9 protein-coding genes and 1 pseudogene are annotated in these 11,715 nt (G+C 72.9%); 7 read left to right on the forward strand and 3 right to left on the reverse strand.

Annotation, left to right across the window (positions count from 1 at the left end; genetic code table 11):
- Positions 1 to 100 precede the first annotated feature (100 nt).
- The 3 genes from AB0B83_RS00590 to AB0B83_RS00600 all read left to right on the forward strand — a co-directional run bounded on the left by AB0B83_RS00590 (position 101) and on the right by AB0B83_RS00600 (position 6,027).
- Positions 101 to 802: a phospholipase gene (locus AB0B83_RS00590; protein ID WP_357576322.1), complete on the forward strand. Its 702-nt coding sequence runs from the start codon at positions 101 to 103 to the stop codon at positions 800 to 802.
- A gap of 197 nt (positions 803 to 999) precedes the next feature.
- Positions 1,000 to 5,166, forward strand: a complete 4,167-nt coding sequence (locus AB0B83_RS00595; protein ID WP_357576323.1) for a SpoIIE family protein phosphatase — start codon at positions 1,000 to 1,002, stop codon at positions 5,164 to 5,166.
- A 108-nt stretch (positions 5,167 to 5,274) separates the two neighbouring features.
- Complete coding sequence (locus tag AB0B83_RS00600; RefSeq protein ID WP_357576324.1) at positions 5,275 to 6,027, forward strand: HD domain-containing protein; 753 nt, start codon at positions 5,275 to 5,277, stop codon at positions 6,025 to 6,027.
- 42 nt (positions 6,028 to 6,069) lie between these two features.
- On the opposite strand, the gene AB0B83_RS00605 is transcribed toward AB0B83_RS00600, so the two are convergent.
- Positions 6,070 to 7,002: an HNH endonuclease gene (locus AB0B83_RS00605; protein ID WP_311412635.1), complete on the reverse strand. Its 933-nt coding sequence runs from the start codon at positions 7,000 to 7,002 to the stop codon at positions 6,070 to 6,072.
- A gap of 213 nt (positions 7,003 to 7,215) precedes the next feature.
- Positions 7,216 to 8,184 carry a DUF559 domain-containing protein gene (locus AB0B83_RS00610; protein WP_357576325.1) on the reverse strand — a complete coding sequence of 323 codons (969 nt, stop codon included), beginning with the start codon at positions 8,182 to 8,184 and terminating at the stop codon, positions 7,216 to 7,218.
- Positions 8,185 to 8,455: 271 nt separating this feature from the next.
- Here AB0B83_RS00610 and AB0B83_RS00615 point away from each other — a divergent pair.
- Positions 8,456 to 8,782 (forward strand): annotated as a pseudogene (locus AB0B83_RS00615) (hypothetical protein); the annotation flags it as partial.
- A 599-nt stretch (positions 8,783 to 9,381) separates the two neighbouring features.
- On the opposite strand, the gene AB0B83_RS00620 reads toward AB0B83_RS00615, so the two are convergent.
- Entirely contained in the window at positions 9,382 to 9,621 is a 240-nt protein-coding gene (locus AB0B83_RS00620; protein WP_357576326.1) for a winged helix-turn-helix domain-containing protein, read from the reverse strand.
- A gap of 370 nt (positions 9,622 to 9,991) precedes the next feature.
- On the opposite strand from AB0B83_RS00620, the gene AB0B83_RS00625 reads away from it, so the two are divergent.
- The 3 genes from AB0B83_RS00625 (at position 9,992) to AB0B83_RS00635 (ending at position 11,534) form a co-directional block, all read left to right on the forward strand.
- Complete coding sequence (locus AB0B83_RS00625; protein ID WP_357576327.1) at positions 9,992 to 10,231, forward strand: DivIVA domain-containing protein; 240 nt, start codon at positions 9,992 to 9,994, stop codon at positions 10,229 to 10,231.
- A 270-nt stretch (positions 10,232 to 10,501) separates the two neighbouring features.
- Positions 10,502 to 11,077 (forward strand): hypothetical protein, encoded by a 576-nt coding sequence (locus tag AB0B83_RS00630; protein WP_357576411.1) that lies wholly within the window; start codon positions 10,502 to 10,504, stop codon positions 11,075 to 11,077.
- Positions 10,959 to 11,534, forward strand: a complete 576-nt coding sequence (locus AB0B83_RS00635; protein ID WP_357576328.1) for an ADP-ribosylglycohydrolase family protein — start codon at positions 10,959 to 10,961, stop codon at positions 11,532 to 11,534. Before AB0B83_RS00630 ends, AB0B83_RS00635 begins: the two co-directional genes overlap by 119 nt.
- The last annotated feature ends 181 nt before the right edge of the window (positions 11,535 to 11,715 follow it).

Genomic DNA, 11,715 nt, shown 5'->3' on the forward strand with positions numbered 1-11,715 from the left:
CGCTGATCACGCCCGTGGCGGGACGCGCCAGCGGGATTGCGGGTCGGGTTGGCGGGTAACCGCCGGCGCATGCCCGCCCAGGACGAGGAGCGGTGATCCGGTGACCGAGCCCGCAACACCGCACCGGCAGCTGGAGGAGAACCCCCGGCACGGCCGGCTCGCCGCGCGTCCGGCCCCGCCGACCGCACTGGCCGCCGCCGGGCTGGCGTCGCTGACCGACCCGCGGGGTGCCGCGCTGGCGATGGTGTACGCCCCGGAGCCGGTCGACAGGCCGCCGTACCGGCTGGTGCTGCTCCTGCACGGGGCCGGCGGCTCGGCCCGGCAGGGGCTGGACCTGCTGCTGCCGGTCGCCGACGCGCACCGGCTGCTGCTGGTCGCCCCGCAGGCGGTGGCGAGCAGTTGGGACCTGATCGGCGGCGAGGGCTTCGGGACGGACGTACGGCGCATCGACGGCCTGCTGGCCACGGCCTTCGCCGGCTACCCCGTGGCGCGGGTGGCGTTCGGCGGGTTCTCCGACGGCGCCTCGTACGCCCTCTCCCTGGGCCTGACCAACGGCGACCTGGTCGACGCGGTGCTGGCCTTCTCCCCCGGCTTCGCCGCGCCGCTGGTGACCCACGGCCGGCCCCGGGTCTACGTCTCGCACGGCACGCGGGACCCCGTCCTGCCGGTGGACGTGTGCAGCCGTCGCCTGGTCCCCCGCCTGCGCTCGCTCGGCTACGACGTCACCTACGACGAGTTCCCGGGCTCGCACGAGATCCCCGCCCCCATCCGCACCCGCGCCACCACCTGGCTGACCACCTGACCCCACCCCCGACCCCGCCCCCACGGGCCGCCGGTCAGGGTGCCGGTCGGGGTGCGGGTCGGGGTGCGGGTCGGGTCACGTCGATCGACGGTTCGGGCGTGACCGGTTGGGGAAAGTGACTCCGGCGGGACGATGAGGGGCAGGACACGGCGGCTGCTTGCGACCCGGAGACCAGCGCGGGGACAGGGGGCCGGGACGTGGATTCGAAGCAGCGCGTCGGACCGGCGGGCGCCGGGGCGTCCGCCGACGACCTCTTCGCCGGCGACGACCCGACCAGCGCCGCGCACCGGGCCACCGACTGGGCCGCCACCGCCCTGGGCCCGGTGGAGACCTGGCCGCCGGAGCTGTACGCGGCGGTGCGCACGGTGTTGCCGTCGAAGATCCCGATGCTGCTGTGGTGGGGCACCGAGCTGGTGCAGATCTTCAACCACGCGTACACCCCGGTGCTCGGCGACAAGTACCCGGCCGCGATCGGTCAGCCGGGCGCGCGGTGCTGGGCGGAGGTCTGGGACGAGTTGGGCCCGCTCACCGACCACGTGCTCGCCGGCCGCGGCGCCACCTACGCGCAGAACCAACTGCTCCTGCTCAACCGGCACGGCTACCTCGAGGAGACGTACTGGACCTTCTCCTACAGCCCCGTACGCGCCGGGCACGGCCGGGTTCCCGGCGTCTTCGTGGCCACCACGGACGTCACGGCCCGGGTGCTCGGTGACCGGCGGCTGGAGACGCTGCGCGAGCTGGGCTCGATCTCGATCGCGGCGGCGGACACCACCCGCGACGCCGTCCGGGCGGCGGCCCGGGTCCTCACCGGCAGCCCGGCCGACCTGCCCGCCGCGATGATCTACCTACGTCCCGGGGGCGTGACGCCGGACGACGACTCCCACCTCACCGGCCCCGGGCCGGGCGGCAGCCGGGAGTCCGACGACGAACTGGTCCTGGCCGCCTCGGTCGGCGTGCCCGAGGACGACGCCGCCGCGGGTCCCGGGTGGCTGCCGCAGATCAGCGAGGTGGCGCGCACCGGCCGCCCCGCGCGGGTCCGGGGAGTGGCCCTGCCCGGTGACCCCCGCGCCGGGGCCGGGGCGGTCGTCGGGGTGCCCGTGGACGAGGTGGTGGTGCTGCCCCTGCTGGCCACCGGGCAGACCCACCCGGCCGGCGTGCTGGTCGTCGGCATCAGCCCCTTCCGCGAGCTGGACGAGGCGTACCGGGGCTTCCTCGACCTGGTGGCCAACCGGGTCTCGACGGCGTTGGGCGACGTGCTGGCGTACGAGGCACAGCGGCGTCGCGCCGCCGCGCTGGCCGAGCTGGACGCGGCGAAGACGGAGTTCTTCACCGACGTCAGCCACGAGCTGCGCACCCCGCTGACGCTGATCGCCGGGCCGGTCCGGGAGAGCCTCGCCGACCGGCGCGAGCCGCTCCCCGCGGGCCAGCGCGAACGCCTGGAGCTGGTGCACCGCAACACCGGCCGGCTGCGCAAGCTGGTCGACGACATGCTCGACTTCGCCCGCCTGGAGGGCGGCCGGCTGGACCCCGAACGGGTGGAGACCGACCTGCCGGCGCTCACCGCCGGGGTCGCCGAGTCGTTCGCGTACGCGATGCGCCAGGCCGAGCTGAGCTACCGCGTCGACGTCGAGGCGCTGCCGCGCACCGCGTACGTGGACCGCGACATGTGGGAGAAGGTGGTCGTCAACCTGCTCTCCAACGCCCTGAAGTACACCCTGGCCGGCGCGGTGCGGCTGCGGCTGCGGGGCGACGACGCGCACGTCACGCTGACCGTCGACGACACCGGCGTCGGTGTCCCCGCCGACCAGCAGCCGCTGCTGTTCCACCGCTTCCACCGCGTACGCGGCGCCGGCGGCCGGTCGCACGAGGGCACCGGAATCGGGTTGGCGCTGGTGCAGGAGATGGTCCACCTGCACGGCGGCGAGGTCAGCGTGCGCTCGGTCGAGGGCGAGGGCTCGACGTTCACCGTCCGCCTGCCGTACGGCCGGCCCACCGCCTCGGCCACGCACCGCGAGCGGGCCCACGAGACGTACGTCGCCGAGGCCCTGCACTGGCTGCCGGAGGCCGCGCCCACCCAGGCGGACGCGACCGACGACGACGCCCGGGACGCCGCGACGGTGCTGGTGGTGGACGACAACGCCGACCTGCGCGCGTTCCTCGCGAGCCTGCTCGCACCCCACCACCGGGTGGTCGTCGCCGCCGACGGCCAAGAGGCGCTCGACCGGATCGCCGAGCGGGTGCCCGATCTGGTGCTGACCGACGTGATGATGCCCCGCCTGGACGGCTTCGGGCTGGTCCGGGCGCTGCGCGCCGACCGGCGTACCGCCGGGCTGCCGATCATCGTGCTCTCCGCGCGCGCCGGTGGGGAGGCCGCGGTGGAGGGGTTGCGGACCGGTGCCGACGACTACCTGGCCAAGCCCTTCTCCTCGGAGGAGCTGCTGGCCCGGGTGGGCGCGCACCTGGAGCTGGCCCGGTTGCGCAACGAGGAGGCGACCTGGCGGGCGGCCCTGATCGAGTCGTTGCAGGACGCGTTCGCCGTGGTCGACGCCGACGGCGCGCTGGTCGAGGCGAACGAGGCGTTCTGCCGCCTGGTCGGCGCCGCCCAGCTGGCGACGCCGGTCGCGCCGCCGCACCCGTGGTGGCCGGAGGCCGACGCCGCGCCCGCCGACCGGCGCCTGCTGATCGACGTGCTGCGCACCGCGCGGGACGCCCGCCGGGGACGGGTCACCCTGCCGCTGCGGCACGCCGACGGGCACCGGATCTGGGCCGAGGCGGTCTACAACTCGCTGCGGGAGCCGCGTACCGGCCGCCGCCTCTGGGTCGCCACCCTGCGCGACGTGACCGCCGACGTCCGCGCCGCCGCCCGGCAGTCCGCCCTGGCCGCGCTCTCCGGCCGGCTCGCCCGCGCCACCGACGTGGCCGAGGTGCTCGACGCCGGCCTGTCCGAGCTGTGCACCCTGCTGGACGGCACCCGCGGCCTGGCGGTCTGCGCCGACGCCGCCGGCACGCCGTTGGCGGTGACCCAGGGCCTGACGCTGACCCCGCAGGTGCAGCGGGCCCTCGACGGGCTGCCCACCGAGGGCGAGCCGCAGCTGGTCGTCGACGACGCGGGACGGGTGACCGCGCTCGGGGCACGCGTCGAGCCGGGCGGGGCACCCGGCGGGGTGTGGCTGGAGCTGGACCCGCCCCGGTCGGTGCAGACGGTGGACCTCCCGCTCGTACGACAGCTCTGCGCGGCGCTGGCCCAGGCGCTGGTGCGCGCGCGGGCCTTCGAGACGCAGCGGACGGTGGCCCTGGCCATGCAGCGGGCGATGCTCGGCCCGGTCGACCTGCCGGCCGGTTTCGCGACCCGCTACCAGCCGGCGGTGGCGCCGCTCGAGGTGGGCGGCGACTGGTACGACGTCGTCCAGCTTCCCGGCGACCTCGTCGGCGTGGTGGTGGGCGACGTGGTGGGGCGGGGCCTGCCCGCCGCCACCGTGATGGGGCAGCTGCGCAGCGCCTCGCGCGCCCTGCTCCTGCAGGCCAAGAGCCCCGCCGAGGTGCTGTCCGCGCTGGACGACTTCGCCCGGATGGTGCCCGGCGGGGCCTGCACCACCGTCTTCTGCGCCATCATCGACCGCTCGCTGGGCGTGCTCCGCTACTCCTCGGCGGGCCACCCGCCGGGCATCCTGGTGCACCCGGACGGCTCCGCCGACCTGCTGACCCACGCCGGTTCGGTGCCGCTGGCCAGCGTCACGGTGCCCCGCCGGCCGGAGGCCGGGGCGCGGCTGCAGTCCGGTTCGACGCTGCTGCTCTACACCGACGGGCTGATCGAGCGACGCCGCGAACTGATCGACGCCGGCATCTCCCGGGCGGTCGCCGCGCTCACTCAGGGCCGCGAGCTGCCCGAGGGCGCGCTGGCCGACCGGATGGTCCGGGACCTGCTGCCCGACACCCGCAACGACGACGTGGCGGTGCTGGTCTACCGGCATCGGGAGCCGGCGGTCTTCGCCGCGGCGCTGACCGCCGACGCCGAGCAGCTAGCGCCGACACGGGAGGCGCTGCGGGAGTGGCTGACCGGCCTCGGCATCGGCCGGGCCGATGTCGACGCGGTGCTGATCGCGGCCGGTGAGGCGTGCGCCAACGCGATCGAGCACGGCTACCGCTTCGCCCCGGACGCGTCAGTCACCGTCCGGGGGCGGCTGCGCGCCGACCGGCTGGAGATGGTGGTCAGCGACACGGGCGGGTGGCGGGACGCGAGCCCCGACGACAGCGAGCGCGGCCGTGGCCGGCTGATCATGACCCGGTTGATGGACGAGGCCACCGTCGCCGGCAGCGCCGACGGCACCACCGTACGCCTGGTCAAGCGCGTCTCCGGCACCTGACGGGCTGCCCCTGGCCGGGCGCCGCGGTGGCGTTCGGCCGGGGCTGCCGGCGTCGGGTGGGCGACGGCAGGGACCCCCGGCGGGGTGAAGATCGGCTATAAGTGGCGGATGGAGTTTCCCGCCTACCTGGCCACCATGCCGATGCACGCGATCACCGAGATCCACGGCGAGCCCGGCCTGCTGGCCCGGTTCCGGCTGGAGCTTCGCGCGTTCGACGAGGCCGCGCGGGAACGGCTCACCGAGGCCCTCGACCTCGCCGCCGAGCTGCACCGCGACGACCGGCGGGTCCGCGAGCCCTACCTGAACCACCTGCTGCGGGTGGCGATCCGGATGATGCACCACTACCAGGTCCGCGACGTGGACGCGATCGTCGCCGGCCTGCTGCACGACGCGGTGGAGGACCACCCCGACGAGCTGGCCGCCGCGTCCGGCGGCGAACGTGCCGTGGCGCACCACGGCGAGGACGCCACCGCCGCCGCCCTGGCGGTGCTCGCGGAGCGGTTCGGGCCGCGGGTGGCCCGCCTGGTCGGCGCGGTCACCAATCCGGCGTACGACCCGGGGCGCGACAAGCACGTCCAGTACCGGGAGCACGTGGCGGCCAGCCTCGACCGGGAGCCGTGGGCGCGGGTCATCAAGATCTCCGACTTCACGGACAACGGCGTGGGCGTCATCCACACCGTCGGCCCGAAGGTGACCTCGTCGGCCCGCAAGTACCGGCCGCTCGTGCCGGTCTACCGGGACCTCGTCACCCGGCCGGACACTCCCCTGTCGGCGCCGGTGAAGGAGCACATCCTCGGCCAGCTCGACCTGGCCGAGGAGCGCTTCAGCGCCATCCTCGACGAACCACCCCACCCGAACTGACGACGTCAGCCTCGTCGACTGACGCTCAACCCCGGCTATGGGTCATGCCGCCTTGTAGACGGTGTCGAGGTGCCATTCCAGGAACTCCGCGTTCGGGCGGTCGGGCCGGCGATCTGGAACAGCTATCTGCTCGCCCGCCTTGGCATAGAACTGGTCACCGTTGCCGAACTCGCTGCGAAGCCGAGGGCTGACCACGAGTCGATACTTGGGATCCACGCCCAGGTAGCCCTTGTCGAAGAGGATGTGCACGTCCGACTTCAGGAGCAGGCCGTTGTCCAGGCGATGCTCACCACCCTTCGGCAACGGTCGGATGTGCGCAGCCTGCAACACCGGCTGGACCCTGTTGCCGGTGATCGCGCAGCGTCGGCCGTACGCCCCGAGCACCACGGCCTTGAACGACTGCTGGCCCAGCCGCTGTGGCACCAGCCGTGGATCTCCGTAGACCGGGCCGGGCCGATGCCAGGGTTCACTCAGGTCGAGTTCGACAGTCGTGCCGATCAGGCGATGGATCAGCAGTTCGAAGTAGTCGCCCCAGGCGGCGTCCGCAAGGTCGTACGTCTTGCCCTGCACCACGTTCGACTTGAACTCCGGCGGCGGGCCGACGGTGGACTCGTCCGGGAAGAAGTTGGCGTCACGCACGAAGATGCAGCCGATGACGGGGTCCTCGTCGGGTGCGATCGGCTGCCTGCGGTAGCGGCCGACGCTGCGGCGCATCTCGTCGATGCTCGCCGCGCCGTTGGCCTCCCCGAAAAGCTCCCATGCCTCCGAGATTCGCAGCTGAGTAAAGCCGCTGAAGAAGCCACCACCGATGACGCGGTTGAGAGGATGGTGGGCTTTGAAGAAGAACGGCTCGCCTGCTGTGAGCGCGCGGAAACCGCCGCCCGAAGGCCGCCAGAAGTTGACCTCGTTCAGTTCGGGACGTGCGGCCAGGAAGCGGTACCACTTCTCGTCCGTAACCCCCACGAAGGCCTTCACGCCGACAAGCGTGCCGTCACGTCGATCTCCCCGCCACCCCCCGAACAGCCGACGCCTCCACAGGCGGCACAGCTCAGCTGTCTCGATCACTTTCGTGATCGGTTGATGGCCAACCGGGGTGTGGGGATGGATTCCACCGGTTTTCCCTCAACGATCACGGTCGGCAGAGCTGTGTCGAGATCGGCCGCCCGATGCCCCTCATTCGACTTGAGTTCATCCCAGTCCGGCGTCGGGGCGTGGAGTCCTGCGGCGGCTCGCGAGGATGGCGAGGGTCTCGCGACGCACCTGGTCGGGCTCGTGCAGCAGCCGGCGGTGGCTGAAGCGGACCACGAGAACGCCCCGGGCCGCCAACAGCGCGTCGCGTCGCAGGTCGATCTCCCGTTTCTGCAGGTCGCCATGGGTCGTCGCGCCGTCCAGCTCGATGTCGACGAGTTCGGCCTCGGCGAACAGGTCGAGGTAGACCACGCGTCCGCCCAGCCGCGCCCGCACCTGTCGTCGGAACGCCGGCATTCCCGGCCCGACGAAGACGCGGTCGTGCCCCCAGATCTCCAACGGACTGCGACAGCCGGCATCGAGCCGGTCCAGCAGCCCTCGAAGTGCGGCACGATCCGCCAGCTTCGGCGCGGTCGCCAACGCTGCGGCGATCCGTCGCGGGGTGGTCAGCCGGTCGTTGACCGCCCTGATGATGGCGGCCGGCCGGTCCGCCGGCTGCAGCAACGGCCAGGCGTCGACGAGCGTCCGATCCAACCGGGTGACCGGCTCGCCGTCGCGTACCAGTACATGAGGTGGCTCCGGGGCGAAGGACCGCCGATGGTGTACGACCAGGTGCGGTCCGCTGCGCAGCCCGACACGGGTCGACACGTCCAGGTGTACCGGCTCGCCGGGCATCTGACGGCGCAGCTTCCACACCTCGAGTGCGGTGAGATGACTCAGCGCGCCACACCCACCTGTGTAGGCCACGGCCGCCCGCCGGGCCAGGACCGGGGTGACCCGGGCCAGCGGAGGCGCGCTCCCCCTGCCGTCGGCCAGGGCTGCGTCCACGTAGACCCCGGGCAGGACCCGGAGCAGGCGTCCGGAACGCGACGCGTCCTCCAGCACCCAGCGCGGGAGCACCTGCGCGGTGGCGTGTCGGGTGACGAGCCCGCCGTTACGGTCGAGCAGGGCCCGCAGCACAGGGTTCACGCCGCCGACCGTGCCGGACACGGCCACCGCCCGCCACACGCCCACACGAGCGCTGTGGACAACGGCCCCGCTGTGGACGACCTCCACTCGCGTTCGGTGTTGTGCTATGGCACCGGTGATCGTTTGTCGCTCACCCCGAAGCACCTACCAATGTGGCCAGCTCCAACTCACACGATCATGAGCCCAAGCCCGCCCTCGCCGAAACGCCGAAATCCGCCGGTCACCCTGGCCGGTTGACGCCGCACGACGTGCGGTCCCGCGAGTTGACGCGCTGGCCGACCTGCAGGATTCGATCGCTGACGAAGTGGCGTGGGACCAGCGTGCGCTCGCCGCCGTCGCCGACCTCAGCGACGAGCGTGTCCAGCGCGACCACGCGTCGTTGCGGGTCCGCGCCCTGCTGCCGTCGCTGCACCTCAACCTCGCCGACGGGTACCGCCGTGCCGGCGACGTCGCCACCGCCCGGGACCACCTGACGATCGCGGCGCCCCTGACCGCCGAGCTGCCGAACGACGCGTACGGCACGATGATCCGCGAGGCGATCGCACGGGTGGGCGCGCTGCTCGACATCGGGTCCCGGGAGCCCCTAGCCACACCGTGACAACCATCGCGCGCCCCCGTCAGCTCGGGACGTCGCGGCGGCGGCCAGAGTCGCCACCGCCGGGGGCGCGCTGCTGAACCTGAGGCCGGCGAGGGCACCTCGCTGACGTCAGGCAGGTAGACCGGTCGACGGCGTCGACCATGGCCGCCCGCACCCTGTGCCTGTAGAGATCGGACCGGAGGCGGATCGAGGCGTCGTACCGCTGCGCCGGGTTGGCGATCTCGTCGAGAGGTTCACGACCCGACAGTTGGCAGCGCATGATCACTTTCTACGCGCGACGGTGGCCAGTCCGTCATGCTTTCGCCTTGCGGCCCCGGTGACCTTCGGCGGGCACCACCACGTGAGCGCCAGCAGCCCGGCGAAGCCGCCCAGCCCCCGGCTGCCGGCGAGGCGACCCACTCGGGGTTGACCCACACGTGCTCCCCGTCGCGACGCAACTCGTTGGCGAGCTTGGCGGCGGTCAGCGGGCGCGGATGCTCCGATCCGGCCTGCTCCCGCAGATCGGACGAGAGCAGTATCCGTCGATCACCTCACGACTTAGGCGTCCCGCCGACGGGACGGGGTACCCGTCGGGCCCGTTCCCGTCGCCGGCCCGCCGCCTACGGCTCCCGCATCCAGGTCTTCGGGTCGGTGACGAAGATGCCCTTGCCCTGATGCCGCCGGATGACGCGCAGAGCTTCCAGCCGCACGTAAACCATCTGGATGGTCGACGAGCTGACCTCGAAACGGTCAGCCATGTCTGCGATCGAGGGCAGCTTCTCCCCTGGCTTGACCCTTCCGCTCCGCACGTCGCTGACGATCTCGTCGGAGATTCGGATGTAGTCCGGTGTCTGTGGCATGGCACTCCTCGCGTGGCACGCCAATTTGATCACGACACGCACTCGCCGGACAACCGAGCGTTGCGCGAGGTCTACTTAGGCATATATGGTTGATCGCGAGCCGGTCCTCGCGTGGCAACGAGTTCGGCTCATGCCCTGGTCGGGGCGGGTGTTCGTGCCCGTCCCGGCCCGTCCGGCTGCTCTGCTGTCGTACCGCTGAATCGGGCTGCGGCGGCCGAGCGGGCGGGTCGTCCGCGGCCCCCACGCGGACGACCCGCCCTTCCAGACCCACCGCGCGGAGCCTCCGCGCTCCCGCCTGCCCGCAGAGAGGATCGTCGTGGCTCAGGTGTACCGAGGTGCTCAGCCCCATCCCGCCGGTTATCCGGGCCGGTTGACGCCGCACGAGGTGCGGACCCGCGAGTTCGCCGCGCGTCGACGCGGCGTCGACCAGGTGGAGGTACGCGAGTTCCAGGCCCGCGTGGCCGACGAGCTGGCCATGCTCAACGAGACGGTACGGCTGCTCACCCAGGAGAACGACCGGATCAGGCGGGCGCTGCGCGACTGGCAGACCATGCACGCGCGGGAGTGCCGGCCGCCGGAGGAGCACGACCGCAACTCCGGCCGCTGGTGACCGCGCGCCCCTCCCCCGGTGACCTGCTCGCCGTCGACGGCCGGGCCTCGGTGCAGTTCGCCGGGGACCGCGCCCTGAGGTTCCGCGTCGTTTCGATCTCCAACCAACCGACCTACGCCGGCTGGATCTGGCTGACCGGTTACGCCCTGAACCGGCGCGGCGAGGCGACCGCCAAGCGTGAGATATACGTCCAGCTCGCCGGCCTGCGCCCCGTCGTCAGCCCGCCGACCCCGCAACGCCCGCATGCCATACGCTCCTATGCTTCCGAGGGTGACCAAGGTGACGGCAGAGCAGCTCGCAACCGCCCGGGGCTGCGTGCTCGGGCTGATGCTCGGTGACGCGATCGGCGCGACGGGCGGCAAGGTGCCGGCCGGCGGGACCCTGCCGGTCACCAGCGCCGGCCAGCTCGCCTGCTTCACCATCGAGGGCATCATCCGGGCCAACATCCGGGGTACCCACAAGGGCATCTGCCATCCTCCCCGCGTGGTGCGTCACGCCTACACGAGGTGGGCCGCGCTGCAAGGCATCCCTGGCATCAAGCGCTGGCAGGAGCAGGACTGGCCAGACGGCTGGCTCGCTCAGGTGCCGGTGCTGGCGTCCCGGCGTGGATCGGCTCCCGCCACCGTCTCCGCGTTGCAGAGCCAAGCCAAGTACCCGGCTGAGAAAGCTGACTGGACCAGCGTCGGGGCCCACGGGCTCACCCGGAGCCTGCCCGCTGGGCTCGTTCATGGGTGGGGGCCACAGCCGGGGCGCTTCGCGGCGGAGATCGCAGCTACCACCCCATGGTCCAGCAGCGGCCGACGCCGCCGCGCTTGGTGCCACGGTGATTGCGAACGTCGTCGCTAAGCGCCAGGACGTCGAGAAGGCGACGGAACTCGCACAGCGGGAGTGCCAGTCGATCGTGACGGTCCTGACCGGGCTGCCACTCGCACCGGCCCTGCACGCCGGGCGGACGCACCCGCGCCGGGCAGAGGTCCTGGCGCAGCTCGCGCCGGACGCTCGTGCGGCATCGGCGCTGGCCGGAGCCGTCTATGTCGCGCTCTCCTTTCCCGACCGCTCGCAGCTACGCGACGCCCTGGTCTTTGCCGCCTCCGTTCCGCATGGCAGGCACGTGGCCGCGACCGCCGGCGCGTTCCTCGGTGCCGTGCACGGCGTCGACGCGCTCCCCGTCGACGTGGTCTCGCGCGTCGAGTTGGCGTGGGTCGCCGACGTCCTGGCCCGGGATCTCCTCACCGAATTCGCGGACGGCGGCTACGGCGACGAGACCGATCCGCACTGGTGGGAGCGTTATCCGGGCTGGTAGCTCGGTCCAATAGGCTCGAAGCAGGGATCGTTCGACTGACGACCCTGGGCCGGGCGCCGCTGAGCCAGGATCCGACGCGAGCGTCCCAGAAGCCTGCGCCTGTGTGGGTGCCGGGGCGGTGCGCCGGCCCAGACGCCCCGGCGTGCGCCGTCCGGTGGGGACGTTCAGGTAGATCGACCAG

It is taken from the genome of Micromonospora sp. NPDC049060 (assembly GCF_040649055.1).
Lineage (GTDB): Bacteria > Actinomycetota > Actinomycetes > Mycobacteriales > Micromonosporaceae > Micromonospora > Micromonospora reichwaldensis.

Bases quoted from the DNA above. Each gene is read 5' to 3' on its own strand.
- AB0B83_RS00600 (WP_357576324.1), top strand. From the start codon at position 5,275: ATGGAGTTTCCCGCCTACCTGGCCACCATGCCGATGCACGCGATCACC.
- AB0B83_RS00620 (WP_357576326.1), bottom strand. From the start codon at position 9,621: ATGCCACAGACACCGGACTACATCCGAATCTCCGACGAGATCGTCAGC.
- AB0B83_RS00635 (WP_357576328.1), top strand. From the start codon at position 10,959: ATGGGTGGGGGCCACAGCCGGGGCGCTTCGCGGCGGAGATCGCAGCTA.